The 24,067-nt window shown below is 62.1% G+C and carries 18 protein-coding genes; 14 read left to right on the top strand and 4 right to left on the bottom strand.

Annotated elements, in window-relative coordinates:
• The first annotated feature begins 759 nt into the window (after positions 1 to 759).
• Entirely contained in the window at positions 760 to 1,134 is a 375-nt protein-coding gene (locus tag V4529_15090) for a hypothetical protein (protein MES2359659.1), read from the top strand.
• Between the two features lie 176 nt (positions 1,135 to 1,310).
• On the opposite strand, the gene lon is transcribed toward V4529_15090, so the two are convergent.
• A complete protein-coding gene (gene lon, locus V4529_15085) occupies positions 1,311 to 3,845 on the bottom strand; it encodes an endopeptidase La (protein MES2359658.1) in 2,535 nt (844 codons plus the stop codon).
• Between the two features lie 200 nt (positions 3,846 to 4,045).
• Between lon and V4529_15080 the strand changes: the two genes are divergently transcribed.
• From V4529_15080 to V4529_15060, 5 genes are all read left to right on the top strand, one after another.
• On the top strand, positions 4,046 to 6,004 hold the full coding sequence (locus tag V4529_15080; GenBank protein ID MES2359657.1) for a serine/threonine-protein kinase: 1,959 nt from the start codon (positions 4,046 to 4,048) through the stop codon (positions 6,002 to 6,004).
• Complete coding sequence (locus tag V4529_15075) at positions 5,994 to 7,217, top strand: putative glycoside hydrolase (protein ID MES2359656.1); 1,224 nt, start codon at positions 5,994 to 5,996, stop codon at positions 7,215 to 7,217. Before V4529_15080 ends, V4529_15075 begins: the two co-directional genes overlap by 11 nt.
• A gap of 176 nt (positions 7,218 to 7,393) precedes the next feature.
• On the top strand, positions 7,394 to 8,527 hold the full coding sequence (locus V4529_15070; GenBank protein MES2359655.1) for a hypothetical protein: 1,134 nt from the start codon (positions 7,394 to 7,396) through the stop codon (positions 8,525 to 8,527).
• Positions 8,506 to 9,417, top strand: a complete 912-nt coding sequence (locus V4529_15065) for an alpha/beta hydrolase (protein MES2359654.1) — start codon at positions 8,506 to 8,508, stop codon at positions 9,415 to 9,417. Before V4529_15070 ends, V4529_15065 begins: the two co-directional genes overlap by 22 nt.
• A 7-nt stretch (positions 9,418 to 9,424) precedes the next feature.
• Positions 9,425 to 10,591 carry a DEAD/DEAH box helicase gene (locus tag V4529_15060; GenBank protein ID MES2359653.1) on the top strand — a complete coding sequence of 389 codons (1,167 nt, stop codon included), beginning with the start codon at positions 9,425 to 9,427 and terminating at the stop codon, positions 10,589 to 10,591.
• Between the two features lie 95 nt (positions 10,592 to 10,686).
• Here V4529_15060 and V4529_15055 read toward each other — a convergent pair whose 3' ends face one another.
• On the bottom strand, positions 10,687 to 11,154 hold the full coding sequence (locus V4529_15055) for a GspH/FimT family pseudopilin (GenBank protein ID MES2359652.1): 468 nt from the start codon (positions 11,152 to 11,154) through the stop codon (positions 10,687 to 10,689).
• 78 nt (positions 11,155 to 11,232) lie between these two features.
• On the opposite strand from V4529_15055, the gene V4529_15050 reads away from it, so the two are divergent.
• Complete coding sequence (locus V4529_15050; GenBank protein ID MES2359651.1) at positions 11,233 to 13,530, top strand: M1 family metallopeptidase; 2,298 nt, start codon at positions 11,233 to 11,235, stop codon at positions 13,528 to 13,530.
• A gap of 86 nt (positions 13,531 to 13,616) precedes the next feature.
• Positions 13,617 to 14,696 (top strand): ATP-dependent 6-phosphofructokinase, encoded by a 1,080-nt coding sequence (locus tag V4529_15045; GenBank protein ID MES2359650.1) that lies wholly within the window; start codon positions 13,617 to 13,619, stop codon positions 14,694 to 14,696.
• A gap of 70 nt (positions 14,697 to 14,766) precedes the next feature.
• Here the strand turns inward: V4529_15045 and V4529_15040 are convergent, their stop codons facing one another.
• Both V4529_15040 and ppsA read right to left on the bottom strand, forming a co-directional pair.
• Positions 14,767 to 15,555, bottom strand: a complete 789-nt coding sequence (locus V4529_15040) for an SDR family NAD(P)-dependent oxidoreductase (GenBank protein MES2359649.1) — start codon at positions 15,553 to 15,555, stop codon at positions 14,767 to 14,769.
• 19 nt (positions 15,556 to 15,574) lie between these two features.
• Complete coding sequence (gene ppsA / locus V4529_15035) at positions 15,575 to 17,986, bottom strand: phosphoenolpyruvate synthase (GenBank protein ID MES2359648.1); 2,412 nt, start codon at positions 17,984 to 17,986, stop codon at positions 15,575 to 15,577.
• Between the two features lie 267 nt (positions 17,987 to 18,253).
• Here ppsA and V4529_15030 point away from each other — a divergent pair, with 267 nt between their 5' ends.
• The 6 genes from V4529_15030 to bioB all read left to right on the top strand — a co-directional run bounded on the left by V4529_15030 (position 18,254) and on the right by bioB (position 24,050).
• Positions 18,254 to 19,378, top strand: coding sequence for a hypothetical protein (locus tag V4529_15030; protein MES2359647.1), 1,125 nt, complete (start codon positions 18,254 to 18,256; stop codon positions 19,376 to 19,378).
• A gap of 83 nt (positions 19,379 to 19,461) precedes the next feature.
• A complete protein-coding gene (locus tag V4529_15025; GenBank protein ID MES2359646.1) occupies positions 19,462 to 19,785 on the top strand; it encodes a hypothetical protein in 324 nt (107 codons plus the stop codon).
• A gap of 165 nt (positions 19,786 to 19,950) precedes the next feature.
• Positions 19,951 to 21,051 carry an 8-amino-7-oxononanoate synthase gene (gene bioF / locus V4529_15020; protein MES2359645.1) on the top strand — a complete coding sequence of 367 codons (1,101 nt, stop codon included), beginning with the start codon at positions 19,951 to 19,953 and terminating at the stop codon, positions 21,049 to 21,051.
• Entirely contained in the window at positions 21,048 to 22,322 is a 1,275-nt protein-coding gene (locus V4529_15015) for an adenosylmethionine--8-amino-7-oxononanoate transaminase (protein MES2359644.1), read from the top strand. The genes bioF and V4529_15015 overlap by 4 nt, the downstream gene beginning before the upstream one ends.
• On the top strand, positions 22,319 to 22,981 hold the full coding sequence (gene bioD, locus V4529_15010) for a dethiobiotin synthase (GenBank protein ID MES2359643.1): 663 nt from the start codon (positions 22,319 to 22,321) through the stop codon (positions 22,979 to 22,981). Before V4529_15015 ends, bioD begins: the two co-directional genes overlap by 4 nt.
• On the top strand, positions 22,968 to 24,050 hold the full coding sequence (gene bioB / locus V4529_15005) for a biotin synthase BioB (GenBank protein ID MES2359642.1): 1,083 nt from the start codon (positions 22,968 to 22,970) through the stop codon (positions 24,048 to 24,050). Before bioD ends, bioB begins: the two co-directional genes overlap by 14 nt.
• Positions 24,051 to 24,067 lie beyond the last annotated feature (17 nt).

The raw sequence follows: 24,067 nt of genomic DNA, 5'->3' as shown, positions 1-24,067 counted from the left end.
CTCGTACTGGTCGCGCGCTTCGAGGCCGGGGAGCAACGTGGTTCCGTCACCAGCGTGGGGAGGATTGCGTCGCATTCCGGCAAGCGCGCCTGCAAGACTCTTGTGGTCGGTGATGTACGCGACATCGAACCCTGCGCCGGCGTGCCACGCGCGATTGCGCTCCGGCGTGAACCAGGACCTTCCGTCCCAGGAAGAATTGGTGTGACTGTGAAAGTCGATCACGACATCATTGGGATCGTGCATAATGATCGCCGCCATTGGGCGCGGAATCACAGCTCCGGTCCCGTAAACGATCACGATGGTCCCCAGCGTCGCGAGTGCAACTCCGGCTTCACGCAAAATTGACGTGCGTACTGACCGCGCGCGCAACACTCTCCATATGATGACGCAAAGGACCGCGGTCGCGAGCACCGCCACATGCTGTTGCAACGACAGCAAGGTCAGGGCGTCCAGCACCGTGCAGATCGGCGCGAGCATCGTGTAGGCCGCCGAGTGGATGAGGGTCGCGTCGGCGACCGGAAGACCTGTCTCGGCGTTCAGGATCGGCGTCGCCCCGACTATGGAGGTAGCGAGGACGAGAATGGCGGCAGACGCGGCTGCGATGAAGCCGATCGAGTTTTTTGAGGATATCACTGCCGGAAATCTATTTTGGCGATCGCGGCGCGGCGATTGCGATACGCCTATCCGCGTCAGCGCGACAGCGAAGAGGCTGGTCGCCACGTAACTTGGACGCCACACCACAATGACACGAGGAACCCAATGAGACATCTGTTCGCTTCGCTAGCTGTAGCCGTCGCACTTGCCCCCGCTGCGCTAACCGCGCAGAGCTTTTCCGGACCAGCCACGCTCGTGCCGGCGTCGCCGGCCCCGGTAGTTGCGTCGGCCCCGGCAACCGCGCCTTCGATGGTCCGGCCGGACGTCGCCGGCATCAACGTCAAGGCCGATGCGAACGCTCCGCTCGCCGTAAACACGGCCGCCGCGGCAGGTTTGCACCAGGGCGAGGGCGTTGCACTGATGGCAGTCGGCGGGGCAGGACTCGTCGCCGGTCTGTTGATCGGCGACAGCGCGGGAACGGCGATCGCGATCGGCGGTTTGGCTGTGGGGCTCGTGGGTCTTTACGAGTACGTCCGATAGTCACACTGTAGCGAACCCGTTCGGACGTCCGAACGATCGTACGAAAAGCAGGAGGCCCGGGGATCCAATGAGATCTCCGGGCCTCCTGCCTTTCCGTAACCCAACTGCTTACATGCATCCCCGCTTGCGCGGGGATGACGACTCGGCAACGTCGCTCACATGAAGAGTCCCGTGATCTACACAGCTACCGATAATGGAGCCTCTTCCATCGCTGGCTCCAGCGCGTATTGCAGCACCTCGGTCAGCGTCTCCACCGGATGGAAGGTCAGCTGCGACCTCACTTCCTCGGGAATGTCCTCGATGTCGGGCTCGTTTGCCTTGGGCAGAATGATGTGCTTGATGCCGGCGCGGTGAGCACCGAGCACCTTCTCCTTCAAACCGCCGATCGGCAACGCGCGACCACGCAGTGTAATCTCGCCCGTCATCGCAACATCGCGACGAACCGGACGGTCGCTCATCTCCGACACGAGCGCGGTTGCAATCGCGAGTCCGGCACTCGGTCCGTCCTTTGGAATTGCTCCCGCGGGAACGTGGATGTGCGCTTCGATGGAACCGAGTCTGTCTTTCGGAATGCCAAGTCGCGCCGCGTTGTTCGTCGCGTACGTGAACGCTGCACGCGCTGACTCCTTCATGACGTCGCCCAGCTGGCCCGTCAGGATGAGCGACACGGCGCCGCCCGGTCCTGCAGTCTCCACGCTGTCGTTCGAGCGGTTGCCGTAGAAGCGGCGGATCGACGCCTCGACGAACATGATGTCGCCGCCCATTGGCGTGTAGTACATCCCCGTCGCGACACCGACCTCGTTCTGTGGTTGAATGTGCTCCGGATGCACCTTCGGTCTTCCGAGCAGCGTGCGAACCTCGTCCGCATCGACGACCTTCGGCACTTCGTCGTTGCTCGCGATCTTGCGCGCAAGTTTCCGTGCTACCGCGCCGATCTGACGCTCGAGCTGGCGCACGCCAGCTTCGCGAGTGTAGTTCGACACCACCGACATCACCGCGTCGTCGGTGAACTCGATTCCCTTGTCGTTCAGTCCGCTCTCCTCCAACTGCTTGGGAAGCAGATACTTTTTCGCGATCTCCGCCTTCTCGCGCTCGGTGTAGCCGGCAAAATCGACGACTTCCATGCGGTCGAGCAGCGGACCGGGAATGTTCTGAATGAAGTTCGCGGTCGCGATGAACAACACCTCGCTCAGATCGAACGGAATGTTGAGATAGTGATCGGTGAACGAATCGTTCTGCGCTGGATCGAGAACCTCGAGCAACGCCGACGATGGATCGCCCTGATACGACACGCCAAGCTTGTCCACCTCGTCCAGCAGGAAGACAGGATTCCTGGTTCCAGCCTGCTTCATCCCCTGCAGAATTCGACCCGGCATCGCTCCGACGTAGGTGCGACGGTGTCCGCGAATATCAGCCTCGTCGCGTGCACCGCCCAACGCGATGCGCACATACTCGCGGCCGAGCGAGTGAGCGATAGACTTCGCGATGGACGTCTTACCCGTACCGGGCGGTCCAACGAACAGAAGAATGGGTCCCTTCGCCATCGCGCGAGATTTGACCTCCTTCTCATCAGTGATCGGCTCCGGCTCTGGCTCCTCGCCGAGCGCTGGGGTGGCCTCGTCCTTTTCGACGCGAAGCTTCTCGGCGGGTACAGCCCCAGTTTCCTTGACCTCTTCGGCTAGCTGCTGTGCCCTGAGCTGACGAACCGCCAGGAATTCGAGGACGCGATCCTTCACGTCCTGCAGTCCATAGTGATCGGCATCCAGAACCTCGGTTGCATGCTTGAGATCGAGGTCGTCGTTCGAACGATCGTTCCAGGGGAGCTCGGCGATCCATTCCAGGTAGGTGCGGATGACCTGAGCCTCCATGGACTCCCGGCCCGACCGCTCCAATCTGCCCAGCTCGCGCTCGACTTCCGCGCGGCCTTCCTTGGGAAGGCGCAGCGTTGAAAGCTTCTCGCGCAGCTCCTCGACTTCCTTGGACGAGTCTCCGTCGCCCAGCTCTTTCTGGATCGCCTTCATCTGCTCGCGGAGATACATCTCGCGCTGCCGCTCGCCCAGTTCTTCCTGGACCTGCGACTTGATGTCCTCCTGGGCCTCGAGCATCTCGATCTGGCGCTGCACCTGAACCAGCACGCGGCGCAGTCGCTCCTCGACACTCAGTGTCTCGAGAAGGCCCTGCTTTTCTGCCACCGGCAGATCGATGTAGCCGGCAACGAGGTCGGCAAAGCGGCCCGGCTCCGTGACCGATTCCAGGACCTGATGGACGACCTCTTCGGGGAGGCCGCGCTTCTCTCCCAGCTCGCCGGCCCGCTCGCGCGTCTCCTTTTCGAGCGCTTCGAAGGCGGCGTCGTTCTCATCGACCGGGTTCATCTCCTCGGCGGGAACGACCACGGCGCTCAGGAAGCCCTCGGTCGTGGTGTATTGCAGGGCAGTGGCGCGTTGCTCGCCCTGGAGCAGGAGCTGGACGCCGCCCAGGCCGCGCTGGATCTGCCCGATCCGGGCGATGACGCCCATGGAGTAAAGGATGTCCGCCGTCGGCTCGTCGCTGTTATCGCGCTGCGCGACGGCGAAAACGAGCCGGTCGGCCTTGAGGGCTGACTCGATTGCTCGTAAGGTTCCGGGGCGACCTGCCGATATGGGCGAGGTGAGGCCGGGGAACATGACCGTTCCTCTCAAAGGAAGAACAGGGATAGTCTGACGTTGTGCCATGATGGAATTATCGGATTCGTCGTGGACGCCGAGTGGCAGTCGATCGACGGATCTGATCGACTCTGCCAATTGGCGCAAACCGTGAGCCGTATCGCGTGTCTAACGCGCAACGGCCCCGATGACGCTAAATTGCATATTCCGCGCACCAAGTTCCACGCCAGCACGGCAGGATTCTTTATGGTAGCATGCCGGTCTGACGTATGACCGAGCCCGAAAGTCTGCCAAACCGGCCTGACGATGCGCTACGCGCACAGTTGGGTCGTGTGCTCGAGGCCAACTACGAGCTCGATCGGGAGATCGGCCGGGGAGGCATGGGCATTGTTTACCGTGCTCGCGATCGCCGACTCAAGCGTCTCGTTGCCGTAAAGGTCCTTCCGCCCGAGCTCGCGTATCGCGCGGATATCCGTTCGCGCTTTCTGCGCGAGGCGGAAACATCTGCACAACTGAGCCACCCGTCGATCGTTCCCATTTACACGGTTGAAGAAGCCGACAATCTCGTCTTCTTCATCATGGGATACGTCGACGGGGACACGATCGCGCAACGCCTGCGGCAGCGCGGCCCGATGGCTGCGGAAGAAGCGCGTCGTATCCTGTGTGAAGTCGCCGATGCGCTCGCATACGCGAACGCGCGCAATGTAGTACACCGCGACATCAAGCCGGACAACATCCTGCTCGATTCCGATAGCGGCCGCGCACTGGTGACGGATTTCGGAATCGCGCGCGCGGTGAGCGAGGGCAATGATACACGTCTGACCACGACCGGTCTCGCGATCGGAACGCCGGCATACATGTCGCCGGAGCAGTGCGCGGGCGATCGCGGCGTAGATGGGCGTAGCGACATCTATTCGTTGGGCGTTGTTGGTTACCAGATGCTGTCGGGCGATCTTCCGTTCGTCGCATCGAATACGCCCGGCATGTTCGTGAAGCATCTCACGGAACAACCGCGTCCAATCAACGAGCGGGTGCAGGGCCTGCCCGAAGACCTCGGCGCAATCATCATGCGTTGCCTGGCAAAGGAGCCGAGTGATCGGTTTCCGACAGCGACAGCGCTGGTGGATGCGCTCAACGGCCGGACGCAGACGCTCGGTGTTCCGTCCAATTCGCCATACCAGCCGCGGCCTGCGGCGGAGCCGATCCGCACGCAGCAGATGAGCCGCCCGCAAACACCGGTTCGGCCGACCTACAATCCTTCGCGTGCCGTCGAGTTGGCGCGCTGGGAAGCGGAGCCGGTTCGTGCGTATCGCAAGAAAGTCATAACATGGCTCGCCGTCAGCGCCGCGTTCATACCGCTCGGCATTTTCGGTGACCATTCGTTCTTCTTCATCGATGCCATCTGGGGTGCGACGATAGCAGTCGGCTACTCCAAGCTGTGGAATCGCGGCTATGATTGGCGCGACGTGTTTCGCCAGCCGCGCGATGCGCTCTTCGCCGACGTGGTGAACGAACGGATCGACGATGCGCGTGCGCTGTTCGATCCGCAGAAGCGCGAGGTCGCGCGTGAGCGACTGCGCGCACGCATGCGCGACGGAAGTGGTCTCACCTCATTTTCACCGATGCCGTCCGGACTTGCACCTGGCTCGATGCAGGGAATGACCGGATTTCATACCACTATCTCTGCAGACGTCGTCGAGCGCTACCCGATCGTGCAGGAAGCAGCGGTTGCACGCGCAGATATTCAGCGAATGATGAACGGGTTGTCGGATGAAGAGCGCAAACTCGTTCCGGACGTTGCGTCATCCGCGGATTCGCTGTACGTCCGCATCGAGCAGCTGGTATCCGCGATCGACAACATGGACCGCGCGAACGTGCCGGGAATGGGCGATGCGATAGAGCGCGAGATCAGCGAGCTGGAAGCAGAGGCAAATCCGCTGGAAGAAGAGGCGAGCGAGGGGCGCGTGCGCAGGCTGGTACAGCTTCGTCGCCAGCGTGTGTCTCTGCGCGAGATGCGCAATCGGCGTGCGGCGGCGGACAACAAGCTGAATCGCGCGATCAGCGCGATGCGGCAGCTTCGCATGGATGTCGGCCGTCTCTCGACTGGTACGCGCTCATACGACAGCGTTACGCAGGTTGCGGAACAGGCGGTCGCGATCGGAAAGGAAGTGGATGCCGTGCTGTACGCGCAGGACGAGATGGCGAGAGTCCTCAGGCGTGATAGCTGACCGGCGCCGCGGCGCCGTTCTCTCATTGAATGCGCGGACGGGAATTGGCTTGATCGCTGGATTTGCGTTGGCATTGGTCGCCGCCTGCGGCGAGCCGGCGCAATCCGCAACTACCGGTAAATCCGTCTCTGCGTCCGCATCTGCAACTCGCACGCACGACGCCGGTGTCTCGAAGGATTCGGTGCCGCGTCCTGACACTGTTCCAACACCCGTCACGTACGTGGCGCATCCCGATACACTGCGCGGGCTGTACGTCAATCGATGGGCAGCGCTCGGCAACAGCATGTGGAAGTTGATCGACATCGCGAAGCGCACCGAGGTCAACGCGCTCGTCATAGATGTGAAGGATGATCGAGGCCTGGTGCTGTACAAATCGCGCGTACCACTCGCGCAGAAGATCGGCGCGGACACCAACCGGCCCATGTCACAGCGACGCCTGGCTGCGCTGTTCGACTCGCTGCGGGCGAACAACATATATCCGATCGCGCGCATAGTGGTTGCGAAGGATCCGCTGCTGGCTGGGCGGAAGCTCGAGTGGGCGATAAAGCGTCGCGCGGACGGCAAGCCGTGGCTCGACAAGAACGGACATCCGTGGCTGGATCCGACACAGCCTGCTGTGTGGCAATACGCGATCGACCTCGCGCGCGAAGCGCACGACATCGGTTTCAGTGAAGTGCAGTTCGATTATGTACGCTTTCCGGATGACGATCGCATGGTGCGCGAGGCGTCCTTCCCGCTCGCGCACGGCCGAACGCGTGCGCAGGTGATTCATGATCAGCTCGGCGTCGTGCGCGATTCGCTCAAGTCCGATAACATGCCGATGACCATCGACGTCTTCGGACTTACCGCGACCGACACGACCGACATGGGAATCGGACAGCGCTGGGAGATGTTCATCGATCGCGCTGACGTCGTGCTTCCCATGGTCTATCCATCACACTTCGCGCCCGGTACGTACGGACTTGCCAGCCCGAACGCGCACCCGTACGCGACTATCGATCGCGTGCTAAAGGACATGAAGCGACGAACGGCTGGATTGAAGAACGCAGCCGCCATAGTGCCATGGTATCAGGACTTTACGCTGGGGCCGCCCGCGTATGGCGCGTCACAGGTCAGAGCACAGATCAAGGCCGGTTACGACAATGGATTCGATAGCTGGATCCTCTGGAATCCCGGCAGCAAGTACCATACGGACGCCTTGGAGGGCCGGTAGAAAGGGTTATCGCAAAACCTGTAAGTCGTTGTCGGTAAAGAACATAGCGTGCTACCCCCTGGCATTTGCTGAAAAAGGCGCTATAATTGCCGCGCGGGACGCATATGGGCGCTAACCGGCCGGAACATTCGAGGCGCGGATGCATCTGCCCCTCAAACCCCAATTCGTGAGCGCGTATGGCCGAGCTGACGTCCGCTGCCCCGGAAGCCGAAACCGGTTCAACCGAACCAACTGAGCCGTCGATCGAGTTTCCACTCAATTGGCTCCTCGATCACGCCGCGCCGCCGATCCAGTATCGCGCGTTCGTCGATGTTGCACGACTTCCACCTGGGCCAAAGCTCGAAACGCTCTCGCTGGCGTCGCCGTACGCTATCAGAATCGCGGTTACGCAATCGCTGGACGGAACGTGGAGCGAGCGGATGCTCACGCTTCCCAAGCCGGGCAAGGATGGAATCGAGGGGCTCGGCACCATCCCGGCGGTCGAGCGCCTGCTGGAATACGGATGGCATCGAGATTCTCCGCCGCTGGCGCAAGCTCGGCGGCCGCTCTTTCGTCTACTGGCGGAAGACACCGATCCGCGCTTTCTCTACGAGCTGCGTGCGAGTGCGAAGGCGCCCGACATAGCGCTGCGTGGTCGCCAGATCCTGCGTGAGGCGTCATCCGCTGCACTCGCACACGCCGGCTACGAAGCAGATCCGCGTCTTCGCGGCTCCGCACGTCGCGCGATGGAGCGCATCGATGCCTACCTCGACTCGGCGCTCGCGGAGAAGCCGTGGATCCGGATCGGAAATCGGCACGTTCTGGCGGAGCACGCGTCGCCACCGTCGATATATGCGCTGATGATGGTTGCACACATGCCCATCTTCCGAAGCGAGCACTATCCGGAGATGGAGCGGCTCTACGCGTATCTGTCGCAGCCCAAGCCGACCCAGGAAGCTGTGCAGATGTACGGCAAGGAGATCGTCACGCAGCCGCACCTCGTGATGGGTGATCTTCTGCACAACAAGAACGTCGTCGATGCAGACATTCCATTCGCGCTGACGTGGCTCGAGATCATGGCACGACTGGGCTTCCTCAAACGGAACGAAACGTGGCTCAAGCTCTTCGAGCGTTTCGTGGACGACTGCGGGCGTGATCGCGTATGGCGGCCGCACAACAAGGGGACGAGCGAGCCGACCACTACCAATCCGTATGCGTGGCCCAAGTTCCCACTCGAGACGAATCTGGAGGGGGATGGGCGTTGGACCGACGTGACGTTCCGGATCGGTCTCATCGCGCGACTTCTGGGTTGGCAGATAAAGCTGGTCTGATCCCGGGGAGAATCCCGCCGGAGAAAATGTTTCCGGCGGGTGATTCACGCTACAGCACTTCGTACCACACGCTCGCACTGAAGACCGGGGCGACGACGATTCGTGCGATCGCGACCGGCGACGCGAGCGCCGCCCATGTGGTGGTGTGCGTGCATGGATGGGCATGCTCGGTCTATTCGTTTCGCAGGTTGATGCCGTTGCTGGCTGCTGCGGGATTGCGCGCGATTGCGATCGATCTGCCCGGTCACGGCTTATCCGACAAGCCTGGCGACGCGCGTCTCTACACACTCGATGCGCAGGTCGAATGCGTCCTTTCGGCGATGGATTCGCTCGGGATCCGGCGCGCAATACTTGTCGGGCATTCGATGGGTGGCCCGATCTGCGCGCGAGCGGCGGTGCTCGCACCAGACCGCGTCACGGCCCTCGCGCTTCTGGCGCCGGCCGGATTCGGCACGGAGTGGGAGCTCAGGATTCTTCGCACACTCACACCGCGCCCGGTCGCGCCGGTCCTGCCGTGGCTGCTGCACAGATGGATGATCGCGGCCGTCTTCAGCGTGGTCTACGGGAGTCTGTATCGTCCCACCGCACACGATATCGATGAGTACTGGGCGCCGAGCCAGTTCCCCGGGTTCGTGCGGGCCATGTGGGACCTGCTGCACACTTTCGAGTGGAGTGCTGGAACGGACTGTGGCTTTGGAACCATTTCTGCACCGACGGCGATAATGGATGGCCGGAGCGACAATCTTGTGATCCGGAGATGGGTACGACGGTACGTTGAGGTGCTGCCGCACGCCTCTCTTACCGTGATCGATGGCTGCGGCCATGTGGTGCCAGAGGAGGCCCCGGACCTGGTAACTCAAGCAATCAAGGGGTTAATTGGTTATATTTAGTATCAAAATGAGTTTAGAGAACACGTTGGAGGAGACCGCCCTCACATTCGCGGACCTCGGGTTGAACCCCGATGTTCTGCAAGCGGTTCAGGACGCTGGATATGTACATCCGACACCAATCCAGGCCCAGGCAATCCCGCTGGCGCTAGAAGGCAGAGATCTCATAGGCCTCGCCCAGACGGGAACAGGGAAGACCGCGGCATTCGCGCTCCCAATTTTGAATCAGCTGACGGGTGGGCCACATCGAGCCAGGGCGCTGATTCTGACGCCGACCCGCGAGCTGTGCGTGCAGGTGGAAGAGAACTTCCGGAAGTACGCTGAGCGCTCGGGCCTCAAGACGCTGGCTGTTTATGGTGGCGTGGCGCTCGAGCCGCAGACCAAGGCGTTGAGGAAGGGCATCGACATAGTGATCGCGACGCCGGGCCGACTGCTCGACCACATCGAGCGCCAGAACGTCGTATTCGACGATCTCGAGATTCTGGTGCTGGACGAAGCGGATCGCATGCTCGACATGGGTTTTGCTCCGCAGATCAACCGGGTCGTCGCCGAGATCCCGAAGTACCGTCAGACGATGCTATTCAGCGCGACGATGCCGCCTGAGGTCGAAGCGCTTTCGCGGAAGTATTTGCGGAAGCCGCATGTGGTCCAGGTTGGACGGCGCTCGATGGCCGCGACCGGCGTCACGCACGCGGTCTATCCCGTTCCGCGCATCCGGAAGACTCAGCTGTTGACCGAGCTGCTCAAGAACAAGGAGATGGACTCGGTTCTGATCTTCACGCGCACCAAGCATGGCGCCGACCGCGTCGTGCGGGATCTGCGCCAGGCCGGAATTCAGGCCACCGCGATGCACGGTGACAAGACGCAGAAGGAACGCACGCGTGCGCTGGACGACTTCAAGGACGGTACGATGCGCGTTCTGGTCGCGACCGACGTGGCACAGCGCGGCCTGGACGTGACGGGCATCACTCACGTGATCAACTTCGACGTTCCGCAGGAGCCCGAGGATTACGTGCACCGCATCGGTCGTACAGGCCGCGCCGAGTCGAGTGGCGATGCTTATACGCTGATGTCACCGGACGAGATTGCGATGGTTCGGACCATCGAGCGCGTGATCGGCCAGGAAATCCCGCGCATCTCCGTTCCCGGCTACGATTTCGGTACCACCGCCGCGTAGACTCGTAGCAGGGAAACCACCAGAGCGTCATCCGCGCGAAAGCGTGCTGGTATATCCGTCATTCCCGCGAAAGCGGAAATGACGGTGGCTCTGCGTCATCGTCGTACCCGTCCGAGTCTCGAGACGGTCACCGTTTCCGCGGCCGAGCCGCGGGTGACGACGAGGGTGAGATTCGACACACCCAATCCTATCCCGAGCTGTGAAAAAACCACGGGCGAACGGCTTGGCGCGAACCGAACGCCGTGTATGGCCTTTTCATCGCGTCTTCGAATCGTGTCCACGCCTGCCCTCAACGTGAGCCGCGCTGGGGCTGAATCGATGTCCACACTCAAGCGTTCGCCGCGTGTCATGGCGAGGTGTCGAGCCAGCTCCAGAAGGGCGGTGGCGTCGGATGCAGAATTGCTCACGGCGATCCGGTCGAGTGCGTAACGCGTTCTCGGTATTGCGACACCCGTAAGAACGCCTATAATCGTCACCACCAGAAGCAGCTCGAGAATCGTAAATCCGAATCTCCGGCTCGACGCTCGGTGGGAATGATGCGTGCAGTATGATAAACGGCGCATGAGACACTGTAGCATGAGCAACAGTTGGCGGTTGAATCGTGTCTCAGTGCGTAGTATCAAACCGTTGCGGAGCAACAAATGGCTATCATCCCTCGGCTCGCGATCCTCGTCTGCGCCGCTGCATTCGGCTGCGCGGGGCGCCCGGCGCCCACACCATCACCTGAGCCGGCGGTTCCTGGCGAAATCCCTCAACCAACCCCGCCGACGATCATTCCGAACGTGCGGCTGGTGAGTGACACCAACGCTGTGCCGCCGTTCTCGGATACTGCGCTGATCAAGTGGGGACCGGAGCCTGAAGGCACGGTACACACACTTCCACCGCACGAATACGATCTGCAGCACCAGTCTCTCCGAGTGAGATTCGACTGGGCACGTCACGCGGTTGTTGGCAGCACCACACTACGCATCGCCGCTCTCGATCATCCCATTACCGACGTACCGCTCAACGCCGTCGGTATGACGATTCGCCGAGTCGCTACGGGATCCGCGCCGCTCAGGTTCGATTACGACGGTGAGATGCTGACCGTTCATCTGCGCCGTCCGCTGGCGGCGCGTGCGCGAGCGACATTCACGGTCGATTACGAAGCTCTGAAGCCAAAGAAGGGCGCTTATTTCATCGACAGAAATCACTACATGTGGACCCAGGGCGAGGCGCAGGACAACCGGTACTGGATTCCCACCTATGATCATCCGGACGACAAGACGACCTGGGAGATCTCCGTCGTCACGGATCCAGGCGAGAGCGCACTCTCCAACGGCAAGCTCATCAGCAAGCGTGCAGTGAAGGGTGGGACGTTGTGGAGCTGGTCGCAGGCCAAGCCGGCATCGACGTATCTGATGAGCGTCGTAACCGGCAAGTACACGGTCGTGCGGGATCACTGGCACGACGTTCCGGTGGAGTACTGGACCTATCCCGATTCGGTCGAGGCTGCGAAGCGCGGGTTCGGAAAGACTCCCGACGCGATCGACGTATTCTCGCGCAAGACCGGAATTCCGTATCCGTGGGCCAAGTACGCGCAGAGCGTTGTGCCGGATTTCATCTTCGGCGGCATGGAGAACGTGAGCGCGACAACGCAGAATGACGACGGCATGCTGCATCCAGCGTGGGCCGAGCCGCAGTTCAACGCTGACGGGTTGATGTCGCACGAGCTGGGGCACCAGTGGTTCGGCGATCTACTCACGACGCGGGACTGGTCGCATGCGTGGCTCAATGAAGGCTTCGCAACCTTCATGGAGCAGACTTATCGCGAAGCATCGCGTGGTGTCGATGAGGGGATGTGGGACAGGATGGAGGCCGAGCAGGAGACCATCGAAGCGGACCGCCGCAATCGCCGGCCGATCGTGTACGACAGGTACGTCAAGGATCCGCTCGAGATCTTCTTCAGCGGTCACATCTATCCCAAGGGCGCGACGGTGCTGCAGATGCTGCGGCACCAGCTCGGCGACTCCGTATTCTGGGCGGCGATACACCATTACGCGCAGTCGCACATGTATCATAACGTCGTCACGGAGGATCTGAGGCATGCGTTCGAGGAGAGCACCGGCCGCAATTACAAGACGTTCTTCGACCAGTGGGTTTACGGGGCCGGGTTCCCCGTCTTCAGGGTCTCCGCGTCGTACGATACCTTGGCCAGGCGGTTGTCGTTGCATGCGGACGAGATCCAGCCGCGCGATTCGTTGACCGGGTATTTCGACGCCGACGTAGATGTCGAAGTGCTGACCGACGGAGCACCGGTGCGGGGCACGATGTCCGTACGAAACGGAAAGGGCGATCTCGTGATGACGTTGCCATCGGCACCGCGCGCGATCGAGTGGAACAAGGGCTCGTGGATCCTCGCGTTGAGCGATTTCCCGCGATCCACCGCGATGCTGGACTATCAGCTGGCACACGGCGACGACGTCGCGGCCCGGGACGAAGCCATCACCTTGCTGTCTGCTCGGAAGGGTGATGGATCTGCCGCTCGCGCCCTGGCGATCGCGGCGGCGAGCGATCCGTTCACAGGATTACGCGGGCAAGCGGTAACCGCGCTTGCCGCCTTCCCCAACGATTCGGTGGCACGCGCGGCAGTGTTCCTGGCGGCACGCGATACTGCATCGCGCGTTCGCCAGATTGCCATGGAATCGCTCGCGAGCTTTCCGGGTGCTGCCACCGATTCGCTGCTCGCAAGCGCGGCGCGTGCCGACGCGTCGCCCATCGTGCGCGGAACCGCATTAGCTTCCTACATCAAGGTCGCTGGTGACGCCGCGCTGCCGTTGGCGCGAGAGGTGATGGCCGAGACCTCGTGGCGCAACGTGTTGCGCGCGCCCGCGATGAACGTCTTGAAGGGGATGCAGAGTGAAGCGGCCCGCGAGCTATACCAGAAATACGCGAAGTAGCGACATGGCTCGCGCGCTCGACCGGCTGACCCCACGCACGACGCAATGCATAATCGAGACATCGTGAATCTGCTAGAAAGGCAAAAGTGAGAATCGCTCTTTCCACCGGCGGCGGAGATGCGCCGGGTCTCAACGCGGTGATCCGTGCCGCGGTCCTTGGCGCAATCGAGCGTGGCTGGGATGTGCTGGGTGTCACCAAAGGTTACGCCGGACTGCTCGGCGAGGAAGATATCGTCCCGCTGACGCGCGTGACCGTCCGCGGCATCGGACACCTCGGCGGCACCATCCTCCGCACTACCAATCGTGGCAATCCCTTCTCGTATCCCGTGCTCCAGAGCGACGGAAGCTACAAGATCGTCGACCGGTCGGACGAGCTGATCGCGCGCGCATCCGAGCTCGGGATCGATGCGCTGATCTCGATCGGTGGCGATGGCTCGCTCTCGATCGCGCAGCAGCTCACGAACAAGGGCATGCGGGTGGTGGGCGTCCCCAAGACGATCGACAACGACGTGAGCGGGACGATCACGACGTTTGGCTTTGATACTGCAGTGCAGACCGCGCTGGAAGCGATCGACAAGCTGCACACGACCGCGGAGTCGCACGACCGCGTGTTCGTGCTCGAAGTGATGGGACGCGACACCGGGTTCATCGCGCTGCATGCGGGTCTCGCGGGATCGGCTGATGTGATCCTGATTCCGGAAATCCCATACGATCCCGAGCGCGTTTGCGAGAAGATCGTATCGCGCGATCTCGCAGGACGGCATTTCTCGATCGTCGTGATGGCCGAGGGTGCGCACGAAGCGGGGCGCGCGGCAGGCGTGCTCGGCGCTTCATTACCGGGTCAGGCCGTACGCGTTGGCGGCGTTGCCGCGCAACTCGCGGAACTGATCCAGGAGCGCACGGGTAAGGAGTCACGCTCGATGGTGCTCGGCCACCTGCAGCGTGGCGGACAACCAACGGGATACGACAGGTTGCTCGCTACACGATTCGGTGGCGCCGCAGTTCGCGCGGTTGCGGACGCAAAGTGGGGCCACATGGTAGCACTGCAATCGCCACACATCGTTACTATTCCCATTGAAGAGGCGCTACGCGAGCAGAAGCGCGTGGATCCAAATCACGACACAGTGTTGACCGCTCGGGCCACCGGGGTCTCGTTCGGCGACTGAAACCGCGGCGCGCCATATGGCGCGCCGCGGTGGGGATGGTTCCTCGCGGCTACTGCCGCATCGACGGGCGCTAGCGCAACAGCACCCCGCCATCGACCACGACCAGCGTGCCAGTCATGTACGACGAGGCATCGCTGGCGAGAAAGAGCGCGACCGTCGCGATATCGTCGGGCTCGCCAAGTCGTCCCATCGGAACGCTGGCTTCGAAGGCTTCGATGTTTTCGCGGAGCTTTTCCTGTCCCATCGATTGCTTCAGTCCTTCGGTCGCGATGCCACCGGGCGCGATGGCGTTCACGCGAATCCCCCGCTTGGCCACTTCGAGCGCAAGGTTCTTGGTAAATCCCCACACACCATGCTTGGATGCATCGTAGGCAGCCAGGCCGATCATGCTCGGATGCACGGAATCGACCGATCCGATATTGATGATGACGCCGCCGCCCGTCGCCGCCATCGATCGCGCCGCTTCGCGATTGCACAGGAACAGGCCACGCAGATTGACAGCTTGCACCTTGTCCCAGAGTGCAACGTCCATTTCGAGCACCGACGTTTGCGGATAGATCCCCGCGTTGCTCACGAAGATGTCGATCCGTCCGGTGAGTCTGACCGTCTCGCGGACGAGGGTTTGGACGTCAGTTTCGGAACTTACATCGGCCTTGATGAAAAATGCCTGGTGCTTCGCTGTTGTGAGCTCCGCGACACACGCATTTCCCTGCTGCTCGGCGACGTCGGCGATGACGACGGTAGCGCCAGCTTCGGAAAGACGCTGTGCAATGCCACGGCCTATCCCCATCGATCCGCCGGTGATGACCGCTGTCTTGCCAGTCAGATCGAAGAGTTGTGCTATGGTCTTGCGCGGCATGGTCATCTCCAGTGAGGGTTCAGTGCGCTGTGGGAAACGATGGAGCACGTGATAATAGGGTACGACGCGAGGCTGCAAGGATGACCCGCTGCTCAGCGGCTGCGATATTTCGACGCGTCTGCTCGATGGCGTCGGGATTCACAGAGATCGAGTCGATACCCCATTCCACGAGCTGTGCAGCGTACTCCGGATGAACCGACGGTGCCTGCCCGCAGATCGAGCACGTCATCCCGAGCTCGTGCGATCTTGTAATGATCGTATGGATGGCATCGAGCACGGCCCGGTCGCGCTCGTCGTAGAATGGCGCCAGCATTGCACTGTCGCGGTCGACGCCAAGCATCAGTTGCGTGAGATCATTCGAACCGATCGACACGCCGGTTACACCCGCGCGCGCGTAATCTTCCATCCAGCTCACGACCGAGGGTACCTCCGCCATGATCCAGAGCTGCATGCGGCGGTCCTTTCCAAGCGGACTTGCATCGATCAGAGCGCGGCACGCAGTCATCTCCCAGCCGGTGCGGACAAAGGGGAGCATGAGATGCAGATTCGAGAAATCCTTGCGCACTTCAGACAGCGCGCGCAGCTCCAGTGCGAAGAGGTCGGGCTCACGGGTGTAGCGAAAGCACCCGCGATAACCGATCATCGGATTCTCCTCCTCGGGCTCGTGCGCCGCTCCGCCGGTCAGTTTGCGAAACTCGTTGGACCGAAAGTCCATCGCACGGTAGATCACCGGTCGCGGGTCGAACGCAGATGCGAAGAGATGCAGCTTCTCCGCCATCCGTCGAACGAAGTCGTCACCGCCGCCACGCGCGAGCATCTCGCGGGGGTGCATCCCGTCGAGCGCGGACAGCATCATGAACTCGGCTCTCAGCAATCCAACACCATCGACGTCGCGTTGCGCGATGTCGGCCGCACGCTCGGGCTCCGCGAGATTCACGTACAGGCGCGTCGCCGTAACGATTGGCGCGCTCGCCCCGGTGGAGATCGCTCCCTCGCGCGGCGTGGGATGCGGTGCACTGGCTGCCGGGGGTGAGGCTCCCTCCGTCACTGTTCCTTCGCGGCCATTGACGGTAACGACCATCCCGTCATGCAGTATTCGTGTAGCGTCGCGGGTGCCCACGACGCATGGAATACCGAGCTCGCGCGACACGATTGCGGCGTGCGATGTCATGCCGCCCTCATCAGTAACGATTCCCGCTGCGCGACGCATGAGCGGGACCCAATCGGGAGACGTCATCCGGGTTACCAGGATCTCGCCTGGACGAAGTGCGGCGGACTCGCTCACTGCCTGCAGGATTCTGACAGGTCCGGTTCCCATTCCGGGGCTTGCGCCCATTCCATGCAGCACGGGCGCTGGACCGGATGCTGGCGCGGCCGAGGTGGCCGCGACAGATGGCGTTGCAGCCGGTGTCAGCGTGGTGATCGGCCGCGTTTGAGTGAGATAGATTCGCGAGTTGGCGATTGCGAACTCCATGTCCTGCGGTGCTCCGTAGTGCGTTTCACTCTTGCGTGCCAGCGACACCAGCTCGGCGATCTCGGCGTCACCGAGAACCGGCGCGTTCATTCGAGGGTCGGTGGAGAGATCGACCTGGTGCATGCCGCCTGTCGGCAGCGGCTCGATCAGAAAATCCTTTCGCGGCGTGGTCCGTTCGATTACTCGGCCCGTCGCCTTGTCGACCACGTAATGGTCCGGCGTAACCTGGCCGCCCACCACAACCTCGCCAACTCCCCACGCGGCCTCGATCACCACGTGCGTGGCGTCTCTGGTTGCCGGGTCGACTGTGAAGATCACACCGGACTTTTCGGACGCAATCATCTGCTGCACGATCACCGCAACAGGCATTTCTGAAGGCATACCGCGTGTCAGGCGGTAATACAGCACTCGTGCCCCGAATGTCGAGGCCCAGCAGACGCGGATCGCATCAGCCAGTGCCGTGAAGCCCTGCACGCCGAGCACGCTCTCGAACATTCCAGCGAACGAGAAGGCGGTGGTATCCTCTGCAGTCGCCGAGGAGCGCACCGCAACCATGACATCGGGTGTTCCGGTTGCATTCGATTGTGCGGCAGCGCTCAGTCGCTCATATGCGTCGTGGATCGAGTCGGCCAGGTCGTCAGGAATTGCTGCTCGGAGCACGAGGCCTCGAAGCCGCGTCGACAGCTCCTGCAGGGCGGAGGGGTCATTCACCGGCACCGATCGCAGCAGCGCGTCCACCTGGCCAGCGATGCCGGATGCGTTTCGAAAGTGGGCGTAACCATCGACCGTGATGACAAAGCCTGTTGGGACGGGCAGTCCCACGTGAATCATTTCACCGAGATTGGCGCCTTTCCCGCCGACCACTGGCAAGTCAGCGCGGGTGACGTCGGTGAGGTCACGAATCGCCGTCTGAACTTCCAGCGATGGTTCTGCGTGCGGGAGTGTGAGTGTCGACATCGAGAATCCTCGAGCAGCCGGGAGATGGACTTGTCATCCCATAATAGGCCTGCCCCGTAGGCGTGTCTGTCAGTCATCCGGTGTCTTTAATGCCAGCGAATCCCTGACTGTTTGCAACTGTTGCGTGGGTAGGCGAATGGACGGCACACGCCATCCCTTTCCCGGACACACATACAGGCAATCTCCGGATAGTGAACTCGCCGACGATTGCCAACATTCAAACGTCGTTTCGTCGCGCGCTGCCCTCTTTTGCGGGAGACTCCAATGATGGTCCGCGATCATGCTCGTGTTGGCGTGCTTGGTCTTGCGCTTGTCGCTCCAGCGTTCGCTGCTCTCCTTGCCTGCACTGGCCCACAATCTCAGAGTGAAATCGTGCGACGCGGCGACGACGTGCTGGGTTCCGGGTCGACGCCGGAGGTGATCGACAGCGTTGCGGGCGACGTCATGCTCGCGGGCGGCGAGGTGCGGTTCTCGGGAGAGGCCGGCGGTGACTATCTCGGAATCGGGGGACGCCAGACGATAGCTGGGCGCGTCCATGGCGCGCTCCGGGCCGTCGGTGGTCGGATTCAGCTGACCGCAGCGGTCACGCGGAATGCTACCATGGCTGGCGGGGCGCTCACGGTTGACCGCGACGCGGTAATCGACGGAAACGCGTACCTCGCCGGCGGATCGGTCCGCGTCGATGGCGCTGTGCGCGGAGGAGTCTTCGTCTCCGGAGGCACCGTTGTCCTGAACGGGCCGATCGGCGCCGATGTCGAGGTCATCGCGGACGAGCTTATGCTGGGGCCGGGCGCAGCCATCGCGGGCGGCCTGCGCTATCGCGTCCCCGCCGGCAAGGTTCATATCGATCCTCACGCGCGCGTAACGGGGCGGACCACCGCACTTCCGGCGGTGACGGGCGGCCGTGGCGCGTACGTCATCGGGCTGCTCTGGCTGTTTGGCTTCCTCGTCGTCGGGGCCGTGATCGTTGCGTTGCTGCCGCGGTTGATGGATGACGCGGCAGACGTTATCGGTGTGCGGCCGGGCTGGTCGGCGATCGTTGGGTTGGGATGGATCCTGTTATTGCCAATTGCCGTCGTCCTGGTGGCGTGCACGATCATCGGCTTGCCACTCGCGCTGCTGGCTGCCATTGTGTACGGGATCTCACTGTACATCGGCCGGGTGACGCTCGCGATCTGGCTGGGCAAGCACGTGCTCGGGGGGCGGGCGCGGGCCGGGCGCTCGGGCACGCTCCTGAGTTTTGGAATCGGCGGGGTCCTCCTGCTCCTGATCGGGATGTTCCCGGTCATCGGCTCGATCGTGCTGTTTATCGCGACCGTACTCGGGCTCGGGGCGCTTCTCGTCCGGGTCCACACGTTACGAACCAGTATCGCTGGCGAGGCGTTTGTGTGATCCCGCCGGGGTCCGACCCAGCAAAACCAGCCCCAAAACGCAAGTTTGTAGCCATTGCGGGTACCTCGTCATATATTCAAAGAATGACTCGGCTGAATTTCGCAAGGCTGGCTGTGGTGGGTACGCTCATCGCCTTCGCCCTTCCGCTCGCTTCCCATGCGGAAGAACCCGGCCCGGTCACGGTCAAGACGCCCTCCGATACGCTGACAAAGCTGGATAAGGCCAAGGGCGAGCGTCCCGCACCGGCTCCAAAAAAGAAGTTGAAGGCGCGCCAGGTGGTTCCAGTTCAGCCGCGCTCCAGCTACGGGCCCGATCAGCCGTGGGAGACCGAGTTCTACGTGGAGAACGACATCGCTGGCCAGCGTGAGATTCAACTTGCGCTCGCTTCCTTCGTACACCATCGGTAATCCAGTCAGTCGCATCAGCCACGGGGACCCGATAGGGTCCTTTTTTTTGACAGGAATCGCAACATCACTTCGATCGACGACGCCGCGAGCTCTACGCTTCCATCGCTAGACGAAGCGCTCGCGCGCGAGCTCAGTACGATCGAGCGCGCTGGACTCACGCGCGTCATGCGCACGGTGACGCGTGGAGAGGGCGTCGAGATGCTGCAGGACGGCAGACGCGTCGTCGACTTCTCATCCAACGACTATCTCGGACTGGCGGGAGATCCACGTATCGCGCGCGCTGCCGTCCAGGCATTGACGACTGGCAGCACTGGAGCCGCCGCGGCACGCCTCATCTCCGGAACCCAGGCCGCTCACGTCGAGCTCGAGCGCGAGATCGCGAGATTCAAGGGCACTGAAGCGGCACTGCTTTTCCCGAGCGGATACGCTGCCAACGTCGGAACCATCCAGGCAATTGCAGGACGTCGCGACGTCATCTACGCCGACCAGCTCAACCACGCCTCGCTCATAGACGGAGCGCGTCTCTCCAGAGCCGAAGTGCGGGTCTTTCCACACATGGATCTCGCGGCCTTGCGTACGATGCTCGAGGCCGACGCCGGCACCTTTCGCCGGAGGCTGATCGTGGTCGATGGTGTGTTCTCCATGGACGGCGACATCTTTCCGCTCGCCGAACTCGTCTCGATCGCGCGGGAATTCAGTGCGTGGACCTACGTCGATGACGCACATGCGACGGGCGTGCTCGGCGCCAACGGACGAGGATCGGCGGAGCATTGTGGTGTGGAAGGTGAGATCGACGTGATCATGGGGACGCTGGGGAAGGCGGTTGGTACGATCGGTGCCTTCGTTTGTGGATCGAGTGTGTTGATAGAATACCTGATGAATCGTGCACGCTCATTCATCTTCACCACCGCGTCGCCGCCGGCGCTCGCGGCTGCGACACTCCAAGCGCTGCGCATCGTAAACTCCGAGCCCGAGCGACGGACCATGCTGCGCAGCAACGCTCGCTATCTGCGCGCCGGGCTGCGTGAGATCGGGCATTCTTCAACCGGTGAAGACGACGGCTACATCGTGCCGATAGCGCTGGGTGAGTCCGAGCGTACGACGTCGGTCGGCAATGCGTTGCGCGAAGCTGGATATCTCGTCGGAGCCGTTCGTCCACCAACGGTTCCCATGGGTCAGTCGCGTCTTCGCATCACGGTGAGCGCCGCACACAACGCCAGTCACATCGACGGGCTGGTCGGTGCGATTGCCGCGGTGCTGAATTGACGACGCAGTTGTCAGACGTCGTCGCCGCGGACGCGCGCCATATCTGGCACCCATACACGCAGCACCTGGGTGCGCTGCCGGCAATTCATGCAACCAGCGCGTCCGGCGCATTCATCCATACGGCGGACGGACGCAGGATATTCGACGCGATATCGTCGTGGTGGGTGACGCTGCACGGGCACTCGCATCCGGCGATCGTGGATGCGATTACCCGACAGGCCGCGATGCTGGATCAGATAATTTTCACCTCGTTCACGCACGAGCCGGCGGCGTTGTTCGCGCGCGATCTCGTCGCGATCCTGCCGAAAGGATTGAACCGCGTGTTCTTCTCGGACGATGGATCGACCGCAGTGGAAGTCGCTGTGAAGATGGCGCTGCAGTATCACGCGAATCGCGGTAGCAAGCGCTCGATCGTCGTCGCGCTCGAGAATGCGTATCACGGCGATACCTTCGGCGCGATGAGCGTGAGCGGGCGCGGAACATTTACGGATCCGTTCAGCTCGCTCCTGTTCGACGTCAGGCGGCTACCGGACCCCACGACGGGTGATACGGTTGCGGCATTCGATGCGCTGCTGGAGCGAGAGGGGAGCGCCATCGCGGCGCTGATCGTCGAGCCGTTGCTGATGGGTGCGGGCGGCATGTTGATGTATGACGAAGCAACGCTCGCCGCGCTGAGGACGCGCGCGCGTGACAACGGTATCCTCTTCATCGCGGACGAAGTGCTTACCGGGTTCGGCCGGACCGGGCCGCTGTTCGCGTGCGAGCGGGCCGGGATTGCACCGGACATCATCTGCCTGAGCAAGGGGCTCACCGGCGGCACGCTGCCGCTTGGCGCAACGGTCGCCACGGACGAGATATTCGACGCGTTCCTGAGCGAGGACAGACATCGCACGTTGTTCCACGGCCACTCGTACACGGCGAATCCGATCGCGTGTGCGGTAGGCCGCGCGTCGCTCGCTTTGCTGGATGACCAGTGCGCGCGGCGGCGTCAGGCGATTCACGATGCGCATCTCGCTGGAATCGCCAGCGTCTCATCGCATCCGCTGGCTCGGAATCCGCGAACGATCGGTACTGTAGCCGCGTTCGATCTGGCTGTCGGCAGCGGCTACCTGAGTCCGATCGGCAGAGATCTCGCAGCATTCGCGCTCCAGTACGACATCCTGCTGCGGCCGCTAGGGAATGTGGTGTACGTGCTTCCACCGTTCTGCGCGACTCCGGCGGATCTCGCCGCGGTTTATTCCGTGATCGGCCAGTTTCTGGAATCGCTGTGATCGGCATAGGCGTGACGGGAACCGACACGGGGATCGGCAAGACAATCGTGGCTCGCTCGATAGTGGCGGCATTGCGCGCCAGCTTCGCGCGAGTCGCGGCGATGAAGCCGGTTGAGAGCGGCTGTACCGAAGACGCGGAGTCGCTGTGGCGTGCGACGGGAATGGCGTATCCAATGGAATATGTCGGCCCGGTTTCACTCGCCGAGCCGCTGGCGCCACTGGTTGCAGCGCGGCGCGCGAATACTCCGGTCGATCTTGGCGTGATCGACGACGCGTTCGAGCGTCTATGCGCCGATAGCGACGCCATTGTCGTCGAGGGTGCGGGTGGTTTGCTCGTACCGATTACCGAGGAGGAGTCTTACGCCACGCTGTTCAGGCGCTGGCGTCTGGATCTCGTGATAGTCGCGCCAAACAGGCTCGGCACTGTGAATCACACATTGTTGACCGTGCGCGCCGCAAGGGAGTTCGGTATCCGAATTCGCGCGGTCGTGCTGAACACGATTACGGATCAACAAGATGGCCTGCCAGAGCGTACCAACCTGGAATTGATCAGGGAATTGTTGCCGAACATTCGCGTCATTCCATTCGCCTACACGCGAACTCCGGATGACGCATCGAACATATCACTTACAAGTCTTGGACTCGATGATGCACCATGATTGGAACGCCCTCGCCGACGAAGCGCTCGACGGACGAATCATATCGCACGAATCAGCCCGTGCAGTGCTTGCAGCGCATGACGACGAGCTGTTGTCGCAACTTGCGGCCGCGTATCGCGTGCGCCGGCATTACTGGTCCAACAAGGTACGGCTGCACTTTCTGCTGAATGCGCAGAGCGGACTCTGTCCTGAGGACTGCCATTACTGCTCGCAGTCGAAGATTTCCACCGCGGACATCGAGAAGTATCCGCTGCTCGCTCGTGAGAAGATCCTCGATGCAGCAGAGCGTGCTGCGACTCTCAAGGCTGGAACCTTCTGTCTCGTGATAAGCGGCAGGGCGCCGGGCGAGCGCGTGTTCGGCAAGATTCTCGACGCAGTGGGTGAGATAAAGGCAAATCACGACTTGAGAGTGTGCGCGTGTCTCGGGCTGCTGAACGACGATCAGGCTCATCGTCTCAAGGCCGCCGGCGTCGATACGGTGAATCACAATCTCAACACCAGCGAGAGCTATCACGGCGAGATCTGCACGACTCACACGTTCGAGGATCGCAAGACGACGATCCGGAATGTGCACGAGGCGGGAATCTCGAGCTGCTCGGGCGGTATCATCGGGATGGGCGAGAGCGACGACGACATAATCGACCTGGCTCTGTCGCTGCGCGAGATGGATGTATCGAGTGTTCCGGTCAATTTTCTGATTCCGATCGACGGAACGCCGCTTGCTGGCATCAACGAGCTCAATCCGCGCCGCTGTCTCAGAGTGCTGTGTCTCTACCGGTTTCTGTTGCCGAGCAAGAAGATCCGCATCGCTGGCGGCCGCGAAGTGCACCTGAAATCGCTGCAACCGCTCGGGTTGTACCCCGCGAACTCCCTGTTCATCGGTGACTATCTCACTACCGCGGGTCAGGAAGCCAGGGCGGATCTGGAGATGATCCGCGACGCCGGCTTCGTACTGGAAGCGCCCGACGGCACGGTACTGGACGGCGATCCGCTGGCCGGACTGGACGATTATCTCGCCGCGATGCCGGCTGTCGGGTACGCGGCGGCCGAGGGACCGCACGGATCGTGAACCGAGTCGCAGTATCG

The sequence above is a fragment of the Gemmatimonadota bacterium genome, from assembly GCA_040388625.1.
Classification (GTDB): domain Bacteria; phylum Gemmatimonadota; class Gemmatimonadetes; order Gemmatimonadales; family Gemmatimonadaceae; genus Fen-1247.
The sequence above is the reverse complement of the archived record's forward strand: the minus strand, read 5'-3'. Positions and strand labels throughout refer to the sequence as shown.